Origin of the sequence: Moraxella sp. CTOTU46711 (assembly GCF_031975715.1) — a bacterium.
Taxonomy (GTDB): domain Bacteria; phylum Pseudomonadota; class Gammaproteobacteria; order Pseudomonadales; family Moraxellaceae; genus Faucicola.
In genome coordinates, this window is the sequence record NZ_DALYMP010000011.1 from 37,637 (window position 1) to 55,344 (window position 17,708).

General features: G+C 43.4%; 16 protein-coding genes. 7 read left to right on the forward strand and 9 right to left on the reverse strand.

The annotated features are described in order from the left end of the window. Positions 1-9 precede the first annotated feature (9 nt). The 4 genes from gorA to RTJ53_RS11130 form a co-directional block, all read right to left on the reverse strand. A complete protein-coding gene (gorA, locus tag RTJ53_RS11115; protein ID WP_312276975.1) occupies positions 10-1,380 on the reverse strand; it encodes a glutathione-disulfide reductase in 1,371 nt (456 codons plus the stop codon). A gap of 134 nt (positions 1,381-1,514) precedes the next feature. Continuing rightward, positions 1,515-2,738, reverse strand: coding sequence for a 5-methylcytosine restriction system specificity protein McrC (locus RTJ53_RS11120; RefSeq protein WP_312276976.1), 1,224 nt, complete (start codon positions 2,736-2,738; stop codon positions 1,515-1,517). Further along, entirely contained in the window at positions 2,735-4,027 is a 1,293-nt protein-coding gene (locus tag RTJ53_RS11125) for an McrB family protein (RefSeq protein WP_312276977.1), read from the reverse strand. The genes RTJ53_RS11120 and RTJ53_RS11125 overlap by 4 nt, the downstream gene beginning before the upstream one ends. Continuing rightward, a complete protein-coding gene (locus RTJ53_RS11130) occupies positions 4,024-4,338 on the reverse strand; it encodes a rhodanese-like domain-containing protein (protein WP_312276978.1) in 315 nt (104 codons plus the stop codon). Before RTJ53_RS11130 ends, RTJ53_RS11125 begins: the two co-directional genes overlap by 4 nt. Before the next feature lie 208 nt (positions 4,339-4,546). Here RTJ53_RS11130 and RTJ53_RS11135 point away from each other — a divergent pair, with 208 nt between their 5' ends. Beyond that, positions 4,547-5,896 (forward strand): MFS transporter, encoded by a 1,350-nt coding sequence (locus RTJ53_RS11135; RefSeq protein ID WP_409418167.1) that lies wholly within the window; start codon positions 4,547-4,549, stop codon positions 5,894-5,896. A 101-nt stretch (positions 5,897-5,997) separates the two neighbouring features. Next, positions 5,998-6,576, forward strand: coding sequence for a DNA-3-methyladenine glycosylase I (locus tag RTJ53_RS11140; RefSeq protein WP_312276979.1), 579 nt, complete (start codon positions 5,998-6,000; stop codon positions 6,574-6,576). Between the two features lie 58 nt (positions 6,577-6,634). Here RTJ53_RS11140 and RTJ53_RS11145 read toward each other — a convergent pair whose 3' ends face one another. Both RTJ53_RS11145 and rarD read right to left on the reverse strand, forming a co-directional pair. Continuing rightward, a complete protein-coding gene (locus tag RTJ53_RS11145) occupies positions 6,635-7,213 on the reverse strand; it encodes a BLUF domain-containing protein (protein ID WP_312276980.1) in 579 nt (192 codons plus the stop codon). Positions 7,214-7,313: 100 nt separating this feature from the next. Beyond that, on the reverse strand, positions 7,314-8,291 hold the full coding sequence (rarD, locus tag RTJ53_RS11150; protein WP_312276981.1) for an EamA family transporter RarD: 978 nt from the start codon (positions 8,289-8,291) through the stop codon (positions 7,314-7,316). A gap of 174 nt (positions 8,292-8,465) precedes the next feature. Between rarD and RTJ53_RS11155 the strand changes: the two genes are divergently transcribed. Further along, on the forward strand, positions 8,466-8,933 hold the full coding sequence (locus RTJ53_RS11155) for an Lrp/AsnC family transcriptional regulator (RefSeq protein ID WP_007115873.1): 468 nt from the start codon (positions 8,466-8,468) through the stop codon (positions 8,931-8,933). 29 nt (positions 8,934-8,962) lie between these two features. On the opposite strand, the gene RTJ53_RS11160 is transcribed toward RTJ53_RS11155, so the two are convergent. Further along, on the reverse strand, positions 8,963-9,430 hold the full coding sequence (locus RTJ53_RS11160) for a threonine/serine exporter family protein (protein ID WP_312276982.1): 468 nt from the start codon (positions 9,428-9,430) through the stop codon (positions 8,963-8,965). A 48-nt stretch (positions 9,431-9,478) separates the two neighbouring features. After that, on the reverse strand, positions 9,479-10,366 hold the full coding sequence (locus RTJ53_RS11165; RefSeq protein WP_312276983.1) for a threonine/serine exporter family protein: 888 nt from the start codon (positions 10,364-10,366) through the stop codon (positions 9,479-9,481). A gap of 413 nt (positions 10,367-10,779) precedes the next feature. On the opposite strand from RTJ53_RS11165, the gene RTJ53_RS11170 reads away from it, so the two are divergent. From RTJ53_RS11170 to RTJ53_RS11185, 4 genes are all read left to right on the forward strand, one after another. After that, entirely contained in the window at positions 10,780-13,161 is a 2,382-nt protein-coding gene (locus RTJ53_RS11170) for a YgiQ family radical SAM protein (protein WP_312276984.1), read from the forward strand. A 28-nt stretch (positions 13,162-13,189) separates the two neighbouring features. Beyond that, positions 13,190-14,734 carry an HNH endonuclease family protein gene (locus RTJ53_RS11175; protein WP_312276985.1) on the forward strand — a complete coding sequence of 515 codons (1,545 nt, stop codon included), beginning with the start codon at positions 13,190-13,192 and terminating at the stop codon, positions 14,732-14,734. 125 nt (positions 14,735-14,859) lie between these two features. Beyond that, a complete protein-coding gene (locus tag RTJ53_RS11180) occupies positions 14,860-15,072 on the forward strand; it encodes a DUF2905 domain-containing protein (RefSeq protein ID WP_099808321.1) in 213 nt (70 codons plus the stop codon). Positions 15,073-15,185: 113 nt separating this feature from the next. Then, positions 15,186-16,832: a vWA domain-containing protein gene (locus RTJ53_RS11185; RefSeq protein WP_312276986.1), complete on the forward strand. Its 1,647-nt coding sequence runs from the start codon at positions 15,186-15,188 to the stop codon at positions 16,830-16,832. Positions 16,833-16,904: 72 nt separating this feature from the next. On the opposite strand, the gene upp is transcribed toward RTJ53_RS11185, so the two are convergent. Next, positions 16,905-17,540 (reverse strand): uracil phosphoribosyltransferase, encoded by a 636-nt coding sequence (upp, locus tag RTJ53_RS11190; RefSeq protein ID WP_312276987.1) that lies wholly within the window; start codon positions 17,538-17,540, stop codon positions 16,905-16,907. Positions 17,541-17,708: the final 168 nt, after the last annotated feature.

The following is a 17,708-nucleotide window of genomic DNA, read 5'->3' on the forward strand; positions in this document are numbered from 1 at the left end:
AAAATCCAATTAGCGCATGGTGACAAACTCTTCTGAGCCAGTCGGATGAATCGCCACCGTGTCATCAAAGTCACGTTTGGTTGCGCCCATTTTGATAGCAACAGCAAAACCTTGAATCATCTCATCGACGCCAAAACCTACACCATGCAAGCCCACCACTTTTTCTTCCTCACCCACACAAATCAGCTTCATGTGACACGGCTCACGGTGCTTGGTCACAGCACTATACATCGGGGTAAAACTGGATTTATAGACTTTAACCGCATTGATGCCATAGCCTTTGACCGCCTCTTCTTCACTCAGCCCTATAGTACCAATCGGTGGATGGCTAAAAATCACGCTCGGCACTAGGTTATAGTCCAAATGCTCATTGGGTTTGTTGTTAAACAAACGCTCAGATAGTCTGCGACCTGCTGCCACCGCCACTGGGGTCAATTGAATACCATTTTCGATGATGTCGCCCACCGCATAGATACCTTCGACATTGGTATTTTGATAGGCATCGACTTTAACAAAGCCTTGCTCATTGACTTCAACGCCCGCTTTATCAAGATTGATGGTATCGGTTGCAGGTTCGCGACCCGTTGCCCAAATCAAACAATCCACCGTCAAGGTCTCATTATTTGACAATTCAATGCTCAATGAGCCATCTTGGTTTTTGCGTATTTGTTGTGGCAGCAATCCATAATGAAATTCAATACCATCATCGTGCATGATATGAGTGAGCGTGGTGACAATGTCGGCATCGAAGTTTTTGAGCACCCGCTTGCTACGCACAATCAGATGGGTTTTTGAGCCCAATGCGTTCATCACGCCTGCAATCTCAACACCGATATAGCCTGACCCCACAATCGCTACCCGCGGTGGCAACTCGGTCAAGTCAAAAAAACCATCCGAGTCAATACCCAACTCTGCCCCTTCAATGGCTGGGCGAACAGGTCGCCCGCCCATCGCTAGTAAAATATGGTCAGCGGTAATGGTCTCTATTGTGCCGTCATTTTTATACACCTCAACCGTATGCTTATCGGCAAATTTGGCAAAACCATGAATCACATCGACTTGGTTATTTTTGAGGCCATTGTTGTACGACTGATGAATACGGCTGATATAAGCTTGGCGACTTTGTACCAATTTGGCAAAGTCAAATTGTTTAACATCCAAATCAAAGCCATAGTCAGGGGCATAATGATGGATCGCCGCTGCAATATTGGCGCCATACCACATCACTTTTTTGGGTACACAGCCAACATTGACGCAAGTACCGCCTAGCTGCTTGGCTTCAATCAAGGCACATTTTTTACCATAGCTGGCAGCACGGTTGATAGATGCAATACCCCCTGACCCACCACCGATCGCGATATAATCATAATGTTTGCTCATAATTCTTCCTGTTTTTTGGTCATTTTCAAAGTTATATGCGGTTATTCTACCAAGTTTTGGTGGTTAGAAAAGTTGTTAATTCTCACCTTTCTCATTGATAAAATAAAACAAATCAGCGCTTTTTTTGAATAATTTTAATGAAAAAGGTTTAAACACCCTTGTGTCACCGCAAAAGGCATCAGATAAAATCGGGTTTTTTTGGGTTGGCAAAATTCAATCTGCTGTGCCATCAATTGCGTGCTTAGTGTTGGGACAACCAGCCAAGCTTCATCGGCATCAAACTCACTGGCATAGGTAAGCAGTTGGTACATATCTGCCAAGCTTATGTCGTTGAAAGTAGCAGTTTTTTTCCATTTTACATCGGCGATAATGAGTTTATCGGCAGACTTTAGCCAAATATCGGGTTTGATGGTTAACCCTTGCTGCATTGTCAATGGCTGTCTTTTTTGCTCAACTAGTTCAAAATTCTGCGCTGCAAATTGTTCTTGGATTTTCCTCCCCACCCATTTTTCAAAGGCAAATGGCATATTCACTAGCCAAGTTGGGGTCAAAAACTGCCCTTGGCTACTGGCTTGTTGTAGCGTCAGCAGCGCATAACAAAAGCTGATAAAAGTATAATTACGCTGGGCAAGCAGACTGGGCAACGCGGTCAACTCTTGCAGCGCTTGAGAAAATAGGGTGTCGTATAAGTCTTTGGCAACGGTACCCACTGCCTTCCATTGGCTCGGTAATGGGAAAGCTATGCTGCCAATCACCCGCTCGATGGTGGTTTTCACCAAGCGATTGCCAGCGGTATCCATCGCAAAATTTTCAGTCTGATGATAAAACTTATGCGGCTGGTGGGAGTTATGCTGCAATTGCTCTTTGATTAGTAATTTACCCTGCAGATAGGGCTGATTTTGCTCAAATTGCTGATATTGCTGATTGGGCACGTACTGCGCAAATCCCTGCCAAAAATACGCTTGCAGCCACTCGCTAAGTGACAGTGAATGATTAATTGGTGGAGGATTGGGGGCTGGAGGATTGATGAGTAGTTGATTGGCTAGATTGGCTAACGACTTGGGCAATAAAGCTTGCCATACCGCTGTCAGCATCTGTTGCACCCATTGACGGGTTTGGGTAACTTCATCAGCGTGAGTGATTTGGCTTTGTGCAAGTTTTGGCAAAATCTCAACTTGCCCGCCACTGGGCAACCCAATCACACCGATATAGTGGCGCACTTTGAGTTGCCACCGCTGCTGTTTACGCTCAATGCGAAATACGTCAAAATTTTGCTCGATAAGCCAGTCAAAATCCTGCCCATCGTCAAAATCTGCCGCGGTCAGGCAACTATGTTCAAAGGTGATAATGGCTTTCATGAGGCGCTTTGATAGATTGCAAGATAGCTATTTGGGTCATCAAGCGCTTGGGTATTGATGTCAAAACCCGCTTGCTGCGCCATAAATCCAGTTGCTTTTTTGTTATCAACCAGCCTGATAAAGCGCTGCCCAAAGATTGCTTGCAGGATTTGTCCATGGTGCTGGCAGGCTTGAGCCACTTGAGGGATGATGGATTGGCTAAACGCAGCGCTTAACGCTTGCAGCGAATCAATACCCCACAAAAAACTATGCCCTAACTGGCTGTCTTTTGCCAAATTTTGCAAGATTCTTTCATTCAATGCCGTCAACAACTTGGCTAAATCAATCTCAATCCCATTTGCCACGACTTTACCCAGTAACTGTGGTTGTGGTTGACATTCAATAAATTCAAAACGGCGGCGAAATGCCATATCCAGCGGCGCCAATGAATGATCTTGGCTGTTCATGGTGGCGTAGATATCGACATTGCTAGGCACACTAAACGGCTGACGCGAATACGCCAAATTCACCAACAAGCTATCTGTCTGTCCTGCGCGTTTCGTCGGTTCAATCAAACTCATCAATTCCCCAAACACGCGGGCGACATTGGCGCGGTTGATTTCATCAATCAACATGGCATAACGGTGACTAGGGTCATGTTTGGCTTGTTGACACAGTTTAAGAAAAGCGCCTGACTCAATGCGATAGCTCATCTGCCCATTGTCCGCGATGTGGGGACGAATCCCTTCGACAAATTCTTCATACCCATACGCTTGATGAAAACTGACAAAACTAAAGCGTTCTAGCTTTGGCTGTAAATAGTTGGGCTGAAACTGGCTCTGAATCGCCGTTTGGTAATCATCAAGCTTGTTTTGCAAGTCTGCTAATAACGGCAAACTGTCTGCTAATAAAAACCAATTACTGCTATCGTCTTTATCAAAATACGATTGGCTAGCCCTTCGATGATATTTGACACGGACTGAGTTCTTATCACTGTACATCATCAATGTACCCCAAGCCGTTTGATTCAAATTTTCTTTACGGTCATTTAATTGCGCCTTCATCCTAAAAAATTGATGATCGATTATTTCTGGCACTTTAAGCAGTTTTCTACCTTGTTGATAATTATTTAGGAATATCAAACAAATTACATCTCGCCAGCTTAATGGTTTAAGCAAAGCTTTTAGCAATTCATCCGCATTGGCTACTGGCAATATCTCGGTATATTGTTTGGCGATTTGTTGCAGTCGGTAGGTCTTGCCTGTCCCTGCTACCCCCGTATAGATAATATTTTTTGCTAGGTCAGTCATGACAGATTATCACTCACGATGGTCATACCTGCCGCTTTTGCCGCACGCGTACCACCCGTCAAATGGACGATGTCCCGATTTGGGTCAATCTCATTGAGCAAAGCGACAGCTTTGGCGGCTTTGCTGCCGCCACCGCATAGCACATAGACGGTGCCATCCGTGGTTGCCAATAACTCTGCCGTCAGCGTATCCAAGGGTTGGTTTTTGGCAGACTCAATATGTCCTTGCGCAAATGCTTTACTATCCCGCACATCCCAAACGGTATCGTTTGCGGTGGCAGAAAAGTCGGTAATGGCTAGCTCACGAATCATGGTTACCTCTTAATTTTTAATGTGTATTTTGTGATGGCTTATTATGGATAAGCTGACGAAATTTATCAAATCAGCGATTAATAACCAAATGTTTGCATCACCTTAACTATTTTTATCAAGTTTTTGACAAATTATGATTTATAATTCATTCCAATATTTTATGCATCTTAATTTTCACTTAAACTTTTATTATCTAAGGAGGGTAGACATCATGACGACCGCTTCAACCGCGCACCCTGATCATCAGCATATCGCGCTACGCAATGACCCAAAAAAGGTCGCCGTGGCATCCATGATTGGTACGGCTATTGAGTTTTATGATTACTATATTTATGCCGCTGCGGCGGTATTGATTTTTAATACCCAGTTTTTTGATAAAACCGATGAAAAAGCGGCGATGCTTTACTCGCTTTCGACGTTGGCATTGGCATTTATTGCCCGCCCTTTCGGTTCAGCGTTATTTGGTCACTTTGGTGATAAACTCGGTCGTAAAAAAACCTTGGTGGCCTCTCTGCTCACGATGGGTTTATCAACCGTAGCGATTGGTTTGCTACCGACTTATGCCCAAGTAGGTGTCATTGCCCCATTATTGTTATGTTTACTTCGTGTGGGTCAAGGGATTGGGCTTGGCGGTGAATGGGGCGGTGCTGCCTTGGTCGCCACCGAAAATGCGCCAGAAGGCAAACGTGCTTGGTATGGTACTTTCCCGCAGTTAGGCGCGCCGATTGGGTTATTTTTAGCCAATTTAGTGTTCTTTTTACTCAGTTATTTTTTAGGAAAAGATGCCTTGGTCGAGTGGGCATGGCGCATCCCGTTTCTTATTTCAATCGTGCTTGTGGGTGTGGGTCTTTGGGTACGTTTAAGCCTGCATGAAAGCCATGTATTCCTTACCGCTGAAGCCGAAGGCAAAAAAGTTAATGCCCCTGTGTCAAAAGTCATTACCCAATATTGGCGTCCGATTATGCAAGGCACATTCTTGATGGCGATGACTTATGTAATTTTTTATATCATGACTGCCTTCGTACAAGCCTATTCAAAAAGCCCGGCAAAATTATCTTCTTTTGGCTTCCCAACAGGGTTAGGTATTGCCCCAAATACCTTTACTGGCTTTTTATTGGTGGCTGCGATTGTGTTTGGTATTTTTACCAGTATCTCAGGTATTGGTGCTGACAAAATCGGTCGTAAAAAATGGCTGATTGGCGTGACTATATTATGTATGGTGTTTGCCTGCTTTATGCCAATGCTGCTCAGCAATGGCACACCAACCACGGTATTTATTTTTCTGATTTTAGGCATGGCATGTATGGGTATGTCGTTTGGTCCAATGGCAGCGCTATTACCAGAGCTGTTCCCCACCGAAGTACGGTATTCAGGTGCGTCACTGGCTTACAATCTAGCAGCGATTGTGGGTGCATCGATTCCTGCGATTTATGCCATCAAAATCAATGAGCAATATGGCATGAAAGGTGTGGCTATATATATCGTTATTAACGGTTTGATTTCTCTCATCGCGTTATTCTCAATTAAAGAAACCAAAAATATCGATTTGATGGATTAAAACATAGATTAAAGGATAGACTAAAAACTGATACCTAAAAAACGCTGGCAAATGCTGGCGTTTTTTTTGCCCAAGGCGGTTATAATAAACCTTTCAATACCATGAGACATACGATGAAAGCCTATAACCGCTGTGAATGGTGCGGCACGGACCCACTTTATCAAGCTTACCACGATAATGAATGGGGAAAGCCCAGTTATGATGACCGTCATCTATTTGCCATGCTGTGTTTAGAAGGCATGCAAGCGGGACTCAGCTGGATTACCATACTCAAAAAACGCGAGCGTTATTACCAACTATTTGCTGATTTTGACCCTGCAATTATCGCGCAGTTTGATGATGACATGGTCGATAGTCTCATGACCGATGCGGGGATTATTCGCCACCGTGGTAAAATCAAAGCCATTATCAACAATGCCAAATGCTATCTAAAAATCACCCAAACGCAAGCTTTTAGCGATTATCTTTGGAACTTGTCGCCCAGCGGCTTGGCAAAAATACCGCAGGATAACCATCCAAAAACCCTTGCTGATATCCCCACCAACACTGAATATTCAGATAAGATGTCAAAAGCGCTCAAAAAAGACGGGTTTAAATTTGTGGGCTCGACAATTTGCTATGCGTTTATGCAAGCAGTCGGCATGGTGAATGACCATGTAGCGGCGTGTGATTTTCGGTAAGCGGTTTCAATAGTCAACAGCGGATAACATATTTCTCGATGCTACACTTTTCTCGATGCTACAGACCCCAAAATAGGCTAAAACTAATCAAAATTAATACCAGTAAAATGCTTTGAACCAATAAAAAATGCTGATGCACTTTGAGCAATCCGCGCAGACTGACCCCATAATGACTGACATTTTTGAGAGAATAGCTTTGAAAGTCCACCAAGCTACGGCGATGATATTGTGACCGCATGACCTCAACAAACTTATCAGCCGCTGCCGCTTTTGACCCAGCTGACAATAAAGGTAAAAACGCATTGATAACATCTTCATGTGTTTCTGGGTTATTGATATTGACCATCAACATTTGCCAATCTTGAAATAGCCTTTGTTCGATCACCCCTTTAGACTTGAGCGTGACATCGCGGTTGCGCCCATCACGCTGAATGTTACCAAATAATTGCTCAATCGCTGATTTTTCGCCTTCAATGTACTGAAAAAAATAGCCATTACCAAAGCACAAAAAACCGGTAATTTGATGGACAAGGTTCTCACGCTGTGCCACCGTCATGATATCAGACAGCGTTCTAGGGGTTACGCCAGCTTTCAACGTCATACGGCTCACATAAGTTAGATAATGAATTTGCCCCAAGCAGCACCTCAGTCTTTATCGTTGTACAATTTTTGTTCAGCGCAATTTTAACAATTTCTTACATACTTATCCATCCATTAAATCAAGAATATTAGCTTACCTATTCACAAATAGCGGTTGAGTGGTTATTTTTGGACGCTCGCATTGCATTTACGATCATCAGCAACACCCCTACCCAAATTAAAGCAAAACTGGCAATCATGGTACCATTGACAGCTTCATGCAGCACAAAAATGGACAATAAAAACATCAGCGCAGGTTCAAGATAACTGAGCATACCAAAGGTGTTCATCGGTAACACCTGACTGGCTTTAAGATTGGTCTGCATGGCAAGCGCACTAATCATACCCAGCCCAATCAATAACAGCCCCATTGTCATTGACCCTGTTACTATCGATATACTGCTGTTTTGCCATAATAAAAAACCCAAGGCAATCGGGGCAATCACTGACAAATCAACGAACAGCCCCATCAGCGCAGGTACCCCTTGCCAGCGGCGCAGTCCATAATAAATCGGATACGTCAAACACACCCATGCAGTCGCCCACGACACACTCCCCGCGAGCCAAAATTGCAATCCTACCCCTGCTGCCGCAACGATAATCGCCGCCCACTGCAATCGATTTAAGGTTTCTTTAAACATCACGCAGCCCATCAGCACCATCATCAAGGGAAACAAAAAATACCCCATTGCGGTATTGACCGCCTGTCCATTGATAGGCGCCCACATAAACAGCCACAGCTGACTTGCCAAAATCGGTGTCGGCAACAGCAATAAAACCCATTGTTGTTTGTTTAATCCCATCAAAAATGCTTTGAGCTGCCCAAAACTTTGCGTCATCGCCAACAACCCCACCAACCCAAACCACATCGCCACCATGCGCCACAAAAAAACTTGCGTGCCTGACAACGGCGCAAGCCAGTGACTATACAGATACAGCACGCCAAACAACACATTAGAAATCAATGCCAACATCACCCCAAAACGTAACTTTTTGGCAGCGGTAGCGGGCTGTGGCATTGTTGTCTTAGGCTGGACAACGATAGACGATGGTGATAAAACGCTGGGGACTGACATAATTGACCTTGTTATATTTTTGCTTTTGCGGTTAAATTGCCAAGCAGTATAACAATTATCTTTGGTAAATTATTTCAAAATAAACCTGTTTATGATAAATTAACGTTAATATAAGATAAATTTGCTATATTTTTCTCAATTTGTCTTATTGTATATTTTTAGAAGGACATGGCTATGATTCATGAAATCGATGATATCGACAAACGTATTTTAAACTTATTGCAAGAAGATGCGACCCTACCACTCAAGAACATCGCCGAAAAAGTGCATGCATCGGTAGCGACCTGTCAGCGCCGTATCCAAATGATGACAGAGACCGGGGTGATTACTCGCCAAGTAGTGATTGTCAACCCTACCGAATTGGGCTTTGATTTAAGCGCGTTTGTGCTGATTGAAATGGAAAAACAAAATACCGCGCTGCAGCATGGCTTTGAGCGCTTGATGAGCCGATTGCCCAACGTGATGAGTTGTTATGAAATCTCAGGGGATTATGACTTTTTGCTATTGGTACATGCCAAAAATATGGCGGAATATCACCGTTTTACCCGTGATAATTTAACTTATGAAAACAATGTCCGACGCTTTAAAAGTCAATTTGTGATGAATTTCTCCAAGGTAGGCACTAAAATCCAGTTAGATTAGTTAGATTAATGCGCCATCAGACAATGGGCTCAAACAATGGGCTTAGTGCGATACCAAAATGACGTTGGCAACGAAATGCCAAACACCAACGCAGCGGTCACAAATATCGCATTGAAGCTAAAATCCATCATTTGGGTAAATACTTGTGGATTGTAGCCATAGTAGCCTAGCTGTACAAAGCTAATCATGGCTTTGTACGCGGTAATCCCCGGCATCATACACAGCATGGCAGGCACCAAAATCATCTTTGGGGTGAGTAAATATTTTTTTGCCAAATAAATTGCCACAAAGGATGAAATACCCGCTGCCACAAACGTCGCTAGTATCAAATTGACTGACAGTTGTTTTAATAGCTCTCTAAGTCCGTAACCCAGCACCGTCAACAATAAGCATTGCCAAATATAGCGGCGCGGCACATTGACAAGCAGTGTCCAGCCAAGCGTCATCAAGCAAGCAAAAGTTGCTGCGCGTATCAAGGCAATCGCATCAATCAACATTTTTCACCCTACCCAATATTGGCAATAGAATTTTATCAAACGCTTTCATCAACCCACGCCCCAATGACTGATATTTAGTAGTAGCAATGACAACACAATGCCGATACAGCTCGATAGCGTCAAGATAATCACAAACATAAAGCGCCCGATACCGATGTTCATATAACCCTTTAGCATATCCGACAACGAATTTATCAAAGGAAAACTGGGCACCAACCAAAGCACACTTGACGCCATAGCAATATGCGGGTCGTTACCAATCTCCAATAACAGCGCGGTACTGGCGAAGATGGAGCCAAAACACGCCGCTATGAGCGCGGATATAAAGGGGTTAAAGTTGCGGTTACTCAGCCATAGTCGCAGCGAATATCCCATCATGCTCGCAATAAAAGTCACCAAACACACCAGTATATCGCCCCCTGCCAAATACGCAAAGCAAGCACACGCCACACCGACCATCGGTGCGACCATCTTGGCAGGATAAGTGCCCCGATCAATCTCATCAAATCGATAAGTCGCATGCTCTAGGGTACTCGTCACCGGCATACTTTCCAAATCCAGTACAATTCGCTGAATTTGTACAATGATATTGACATTGATGGCATGGGTGGTTGACGCGCGCAAGGTGGTAATACAGCGGTTATTATAAATTGTGGTGATGGTCAAGCCATTATAGGCAATCCCACACTCCACGCTAGCCAACCCCAACGCTATCCCCAATCGGCGGCACAAATCTGTTACCGTTGCCGACTCTGCCCCATATTGCATGAGTAGCAGTCCACAGCGCACACACAGACGGGTGATTTGCTGCTGGTGTTCATACGCCATATACGGCAACCGCCGTCTAGGCTTCGGCTCTGTAGGGGGCGAAAGTTTAGTAGGCTCAGGTGTTAGGGGATCAAGCGCTTCTAGGGCATCAGCAAAGGTATCGGTCATAGCATCATTTTAACAACCTTGATAGCTCATTTTAGCATTAAACTAGCATAAAATCAGGGCGAATCAGTATTGCTTTATTGATTAAAAGGTTGATTAAAAAGCTGAATAAAAATGAGCAAAAAGTTGAAAACTACCCGTTATTTAAAAAAATTCTACCTACTTAAAAAGCTGCGATTGGTTTATTTTGGTTTAAATACTAGGGCGATATTCAATACCTTCCATTTTAATCATAATATAGCCATTTGACAGTCATTTTTTCCGTTAATTCTTACAAAAATACTGAATCGCTTTACCCTTTAATTAAACCCGACTAATTTAATCAGGTTTTTTTGTTATTTCGCCCTATAAACCTCCATCGCAAAATTGATTCATGATAAAATGAGCCATATTCATTTTATTTAATATCCAAGCCTATGTCCGCCGAAACTATTGCCAACAAAGCCTTTAAACAAGGTACCAAAGCCCTATTTGACTATGACAAACACTGGGCAAGCTGCTTTGAGCCTGCGCCATTTTTGCCGATGAGCCGAGCCGAAATGGATGCCCTTGGTTGGGATGCCTGTGATGTCATTATCGTCTCAGGCGATGCCTACGTCGATCACCCAAGCTTTGGTATGGCAATCATCGGCAGACTGTTAGAGTCGCAAGGCTTTCGCGTCGGTATCATCGCCCAGCCAGACTGGACGAGCAAAGACGCTTTTATGACACTTGGCAAACCGACCATTGCATGGGGCGTCACCGCAGGCAATATGGACAGCATGATTAACCGCTACACCGCCGATAGACGCATTCGCAGTGACGATGCCTACTCGCCAGACAATGCCCCCGACAAACGCCCCGACCGTGCGGCTGTGGTATATAGCCAGCGCTGCCGTGAAGCCTATCCCGATGTGCCCATTATTTTGGGCGGGATTGAAGGCTCGCTGCGCCGTATCGCCCATTATGATTATTGGTCAGATAAAGTGCGCCGTAGCATTTTGATGGATAGCCGCGCTGATATTTTGCTGTATGGCAATGCCGAGCGGGCGATTGTCGATGTTGTACATGCACTTGCCAAAGGTTACCGTTTTGAAGACCTTGCCAAAGTGCGTGGCACCGCGTATCTGTCGACACAAACAAAAAAACACTGGCAACGCGATATGATAGAAATCGCCAGTAACGACGTCGACACCGTTGGGCGCGTTGACCCGATTATCAATCCGTATGTGATGATGGAAGATGTGGGCGACTGTCACATCGAACAAGAAAAAACCCTTGAGAGTCAATACAAAGGGTTTGTAGCAGATAAAGTCGAGCACAAAGTGCTCAATGCTGATAAGGTCGCTGAAAGCCAAGACATCCAAGTGGTCAACCTCAAAGACCCCAATAAAAACGCCTTAAAACACAAACGCCCGTTGCCGCTCCGTGACAAAACCGTGATTCGCTTGCCCGACTTTGAGCAAGTCAAATCCGACGCGGTACTTTACGCCCATGCCAACCGTATTTTGCACCTAGAAACCAATCCGCATAACGCCCGCGCCTTGGTGCAGCGACATGGTGACATTGATGTATGGCTCAATCCGCCGCCTATTCCACTTACTATGGAAGAGATGGATTATATCTTTGATTTGCCTTATGCCCGTTTGCCCCATCCTAGCTACGGCAACGCAAGAATTCCTGCCTATGACATGATTAAATTATCAGTCAATATCATGCGTGGCTGTTTTGGTGGCTGTACCTTCTGCTCGATTACCGAACATGAAGGACGCATTATCCAAAACCGCTCAGAAGAGTCTATCTTGGGCGAAATCAAAAAAATCCGCGACACCGAGCCGTCATTTACCGGGGTAATTTCTGACCTTGGCGGACCGACTGCCAATATGTATCGTCTGCATTGTAAAGACGATGCCATTGAGAAAAACTGCCGCAAGCCCTCCTGCGTGTATCCCGATATTTGCGACAACTTACTCACCGACCACAGTCATCTTACCCAACTGTACCGTAAAGCTCGTGACATCAAAGGGGTGAAAAAAATCCTGATTGCGTCAGGCTTGCGCTATGATTTGGCGGTCAAAGACCCCGAATATGTCAAAGAATTGGTCACCCACCATGTCGGCGGTTATCTCAAAATCGCCCCTGAACATTCCGAAACCAATGTGCTCTCCAAAATGATGAAACCGGGTATGGGGACGTACGATACTTTCAAGCAGATGTTCGACAAATACAGTCGTGAAGCAGGTAAAGAGCAATATTTGATTCCGTATTTTATCGCCGCGCACCCTGGCACCACCGACACCGACATGATGAACTTGGCGATTTGGCTCAAGCGCAATGGCTTTCGTGCTGACCAAGTGCAAGCCTTTTACCCAAGCCCGATGGCAACTGCTACTACCATGTACCATACTGCCAAAGACCCCTTACATAAAGTCACCCGTGACAGCGAAGGGGTGGAAATCGTCAAATCGGGTAAACAGCGTAAACTTCACAAAGCGTATCTACGCTATCACGACCCCAAAAACTGGGCACTGCTGCGTCAATCGCTCAAAGACTTGGGGCGTGAGGATTTGATTGGGCATGGCAGTCAGTGTTTAATTCCGCCTTATAATCCAAAACTGGAAGGTGAAGACGTTTACCAGTCGGCAAGAAAGAAAAACAGCTCAGCAGGCGGTGATTCGGTCAAGCGTAGTGCTAAGGATAACACGGCTCAAAAATCGGGCAAGAAACCTACGCCAAGCAGTTTTGGTAAAAAACCGAATCCGAAAAAGGGTAATTTCCAAACCCAACATACAGGCTTACCACCGAGAAAAACGAAATAAGTTATTTTTATGGTAGAAGGATTCCCAAATGGCAAAAGTATACCTAGATTCACTCTTACAGAGAGAAGATTTTGATTTAGATGAAACTTTAAATACAGGTAAGAAAAAGGAGACTTTTTCAATTTCTGATTTACGTGAAGATGATTTTTTTTATCTCACTTTAAGAAAACCAGATTTTCAAAGGGAAACTAATGAATGGACAGAGTCTAAAGTTTGTGAATTAATTAAAAGTTTCATAAATGGTGAATTGATTCCAGCAGTAATATTATGGCGGAGCAAAGCAGGACATAATTTTGTTATTGATGGCTCACATAGGATTAGCTCGTTAATTGCTTGGATTAATGATGATTATGGTGATGGTACCATTTCAAAATTAGCATTTGATGGCTTAATTCCTGACGAGCAACTTGAAATAGCAAGTAGGACTAGAAAACTAGTTGATAACGAAATTGGTAGCTATTCCGATTTTCAGCTTTCTTTAAAATATCCAGAAAAGGTTAAAGATGAAATTGTACAAAAGGCTAAGAGTTTGGGTGCTTTAGCAATACAACTACAATGGGTTGAAGGTGATGCTAAAGTTGCTGAAGATTCTTTTTTTAAAATTAATCAGCAAGCTGCGAAGATTGACCCAACTGAATTAAAATTAATTGAATCTAGAAAAAAACCTAACGGTATTGCTTCAAGAGCGATCATAAAAGGTGGGCGTGGACATCAGTATTGGTCTAAATGTACAAAAGAAAATAGAGAAGAAATAGTTAAATTGTCTGAAGAAATAAATAGAGTATTTTTTCTACCTAAACTTAAGAATCCTGTAAAAACTCTTGATTTACCGATTGGTGGGAAAGGATATTCTGCTCAGAGTGCATTACTAATATTCGAGTTTGTCAACTTAGTTAATAAAAATTATCCAAATCTCGAAAAAGACGATTTAGACGGCAGTTATACGGTTGAAGTTTTAAGAAAATGTAGAAAGATAGCCTATTTAATTAATGCTAATCATGCTTCATCTCTTGGCTTACATCCTGCTGTGTATTTTTATTCGAAGACTGGAAGACATAAAACAGCCTCTTTCTTTGCAATCACGGATTTTATAATTGAGTTAGATGAAAAAAAGAAACTGAAAGATTTCATAAAGGTTAGAGCAAGTTTTGAAGAAATTTTAATATCATATGATTTTATCATACAACAGATAACGAGATACTATCGAGAGTCTACTAAGGCACTACCACATATTAAAGAATTTCTGATGAGTGTTATGAACGAATTATTAATTGAAAACGACTCAGATGAAGCCGTAAAAAAAGTCTTAAAGAAAGATGATTTTAAATTCGTCAAGACAAACGATAATGATGATGATTTAGTTTTGAGAAAAGATTTCTCATCCGAAACTAAATCGGCGGTTTTTATAACTGAAGCACTTGAAACAGCTTTACGTTGTAAAATTTGTGATGCAAGAGTACATACAAATGCTATTTCCTTTGACCATATTACAAGAAAAGAAGATGGTGGCTTAGGACAAGCTGATAATGCTCAATTAACTCACCCATATTGCAATACCACATTTAAAAACTAGAGATTAATGGTTTTATAGTTTTAAAAGTTTACACTAGCACCAAAGCTATACAACAAAACAGAGCTAAAAGCATATTGAGAATTCTATAAAATACAAGTCATTATAAAAACACAAAGGTTTATTAAATGGCAAAAATTTTTATTGGGATAGGGATTTTATTTCTCATCATTGGCTTGATTTATTTGTTTTTTCCCAATGCCTTTAACTGGTTTGGTCGTATGCCGGGGGACGTTAATTATCGCTCCGAAGGCGGTGGCTTTAGTTTTCATTTTCCCATCGTCACCATGATTATCGTGAGTATCATTCTCACCATCATTCTTAACCTATTTAACCGCTGATACCGCGCTAACCACAGCCATGTCTAGCGGGTTTTATCACAAAAACCTGCCTTTTTTATCAAAAAATGTCGTAAACTGTGATTACGCCAGCCACGATTGAAAAGGAGTTAGTCATGCAGCGCGACATTTTTAAGCCAACACTACTGAGCCTCGTCATCGCCCAAAGCTTATTGACGGCGTGTAGCCCCTCACAGTCAAATAGCCGTGATACGAGCCCTGCCACACCTGTCATCGCCCAGCCAACGCCCGTGGTTGCTGCGCCTGCCATGATGATGGATGCAGCAGCAATGAGCAAGATGGCACGCTACTCGCCTATCATGCCGATGCCGATACAACAGGATAATAGCGAAAAATATCAGCACCTTGCAGTCAACCCCATTCACCAAACCGCCACTGATGCCGTTGCCACCTTTAGTATCGATACCGACACGGGCAGCTACGCCAATGTGCGCCGTTTTCTCAACAACGGGCAACTACCGCCCACAGACGCGGTGCGTATTGAAGAGCTTATCAACTATTTTAACTATGACTTTTCACAAGCCAAGCGCCTTGCCAACGCCCCTTTCTTAGTAAGCACCGAAACAGTTGCCGCACCTTGGCGTGCTACCAATCGTATTATCAAAGTGGCTATCAAAGCGGATGACCCTACCATCACCAAACAAAGCGTGTTACCGCCTGCCAACTTGGTATTTTTGGTGGATGTGTCAGGCTCGATGTCAGACAACGATAAATTACCCCTAGTCAAATCTTCGCTAAAAATGCTCACCAAACAATTGAGGTCGCAAGATACCATCAGTATCGTGACCTATGCTGGTCATACCCAAGTGACGCTTCCAGCCACTAAAGGGAGTGATACCGACAAAATATTAGCCGCGATTGATAGCCTAGATGCCAGTGGCTCGACCAATGGCGAAGCGGCGATAAAGCTGGCTTATCAACAAGCAAAAATCCACTATAAAAAAGACGGCATCAACCGTATTTTGATGATGACCGATGGGGATTTTAATGTCGGCGTATCGGACGTCGATGAAATGCTAGATATTATCCGCCGTGAACGTGATAGCGGTGTGTCACTTTCTACGTTTGGCTTTGGTGAAGGCAACTTAAACGACCACATGATGGAACAAGTCGCAGATAACGGCAACGGTAACTATAGCTACATTGACAGCCTGTCTGAGGCCAAAAAAGCCTTGGTAGACGAAATGTCAGCGACCTTTAATACCGTGGCAAAAGACGTCAAAGTCCAAGTGGAATTCAATCCCCAAACGGTTAAAGAATGGCGCTTAATTGGTTATGAAAATCGTGTCCTTGCAAAAGAAGATTTTAACAACGATAAAGTAGATGCAGGTGAGCTAGGTGCAGGCAAATCCGTGGTTGCGCTGTTTGAAATTACCCCTGTCGGGCAGCAAGGTTGGCTAGACGATAGCCGCTACCAAGCTCACCCTATCAGTCATACAGGCAAAGATACTGAGCTGGGTTTTTTAAAACTTCGCTATAAAGCCCCAAATAGCAACACATCAACGCTTTTAACCCTGCCCATTAGCAATCAGACCCAACAGCCGAGCAGCGAGATGGCATTTGCGCTAAGTGTGGCAAGTTTTGGTGAAACCCTCAAGCAGAGCAAATACCTCGGTAATTGGCAACTAAACGATAGCAAGCGACTCGCCCAAGCCAATATCGGCAACGACCCACAAGGTATTCGCCGCGAATTTGTCAAGCTCATCGACTTAGCCGATAGCTTACAACCGACCAAAAAATAGCCACTATACAACAGTCAATAAAAAAGCTAGATAAATCATCTAGCTTTTCTCCTACTTTTACTGTTTTACTCATCAATGTTGTTTTGTGCCAAAAATTTTATCCCCTGCATCCCCAAGACCTGGGATAATATACCCCTGTTCATTAAGATGACTATCGAGTGCTGCGGTAAAAATCTTCACATCAGGATGGGCATCATTCACCGCTTTCACCCCTTCAGGCGTTGCGACCAATACCAAGGCTTTAATATCTTTACAACCGTGTTTTTTCATCATATCAATCGTTGCTACCATACTACCGCCAGTCGCAAGCATAGGATCTAAAATCAACGCAGGACGCTCATTAATATCTTTGACCAACTTTTCAAAAAAAGGCACAGGCTCAAGGGTATCCTCATCACGTTGCAGTCCAACCATCGAGATTTTTGCAGTGGGAATAAGGTCTAACACCCCATCAAGCATTCCCAACCCTGCGCGCAAGATAGGTACAACAGTAACGGTTTTACCTTTGATTTGAATGCCTTCTATTTGGTTGCCTTCCCAGCCCTGAATGCTGATTGTTTCTATGGGAAAATCACGGCTTGCTTCATACGCCATCAAACGGGCAAGCTCTTTGGTCAAGGTACGAAATTTATAAGTGCTACTCTCTGCCTCGCGCATCAAGGATAATTTATGCTTAACTAAGGGATGGTCAATAACGGTAATTTGCATGGTAACACTCACTTTAAATTTCACACCAAAAATTTTCGCCTATTTTACCCAAAGTCTGTGATAAAAACATTAATTTTCTATTCTGAGTTTTTCTCTGAGGCTTTCAGGGATACAAAAAAACACCCACTTACTTATGTAAGGTGGGTGTTTTGGAATAGGGAGCTGACG

What these genes read in the sequence shown, in the direction of transcription:
- RTJ53_RS11155 (WP_007115873.1), top strand. Translation starts at nt 8,466, where the DNA reads ATGATTCATGAAATCGATGATATCGACAAACGTATTTTAAACTTATTG.
- RTJ53_RS11170 (WP_312276984.1), top strand. Translation starts at nt 10,780, where the DNA reads ATGTCCGCCGAAACTATTGCCAACAAAGCCTTTAAACAAGGTACCAAA.
- rarD (WP_312276981.1), bottom strand. Translation starts at nt 8,291, where the DNA reads ATGTCAGTCCCCAGCGTTTTATCACCATCGTCTATCGTTGTCCAGCCT.
- RTJ53_RS11160 (WP_312276982.1), bottom strand. Translation starts at nt 9,430, where the DNA reads ATGTTGATTGATGCGATTGCCTTGATACGCGCAGCAACTTTTGCTTGC.
- upp (WP_312276987.1), bottom strand. Translation starts at nt 17,540, where the DNA reads ATGCAAATTACCGTTATTGACCATCCCTTAGTTAAGCATAAATTATCC.
- RTJ53_RS11120 (WP_312276976.1), bottom strand. Translation starts at nt 2,738, where the DNA reads ATGAAAGCCATTATCACCTTTGAACATAGTTGCCTGACCGCGGCAGAT.
- RTJ53_RS11185 (WP_312276986.1), top strand. Translation starts at nt 15,186, where the DNA reads ATGCAGCGCGACATTTTTAAGCCAACACTACTGAGCCTCGTCATCGCC.
- RTJ53_RS11180 (WP_099808321.1), top strand. Translation starts at nt 14,860, where the DNA reads ATGGCAAAAATTTTTATTGGGATAGGGATTTTATTTCTCATCATTGGC.
- gorA (WP_312276975.1), bottom strand. Translation starts at nt 1,380, where the DNA reads ATGAGCAAACATTATGATTATATCGCGATCGGTGGTGGGTCAGGGGGT.
- RTJ53_RS11175 (WP_312276985.1), top strand. Translation starts at nt 13,190, where the DNA reads ATGGCAAAAGTATACCTAGATTCACTCTTACAGAGAGAAGATTTTGAT.
- RTJ53_RS11125 (WP_312276977.1), bottom strand. Translation starts at nt 4,027, where the DNA reads ATGACTGACCTAGCAAAAAATATTATCTATACGGGGGTAGCAGGGACA.
- RTJ53_RS11165 (WP_312276983.1), bottom strand. Translation starts at nt 10,366, where the DNA reads ATGACCGATACCTTTGCTGATGCCCTAGAAGCGCTTGATCCCCTAACA.
- RTJ53_RS11130 (WP_312276978.1), bottom strand. Translation starts at nt 4,338, where the DNA reads ATGATTCGTGAGCTAGCCATTACCGACTTTTCTGCCACCGCAAACGAT.
- RTJ53_RS11140 (WP_312276979.1), top strand. Translation starts at nt 5,998, where the DNA reads ATGAGACATACGATGAAAGCCTATAACCGCTGTGAATGGTGCGGCACG.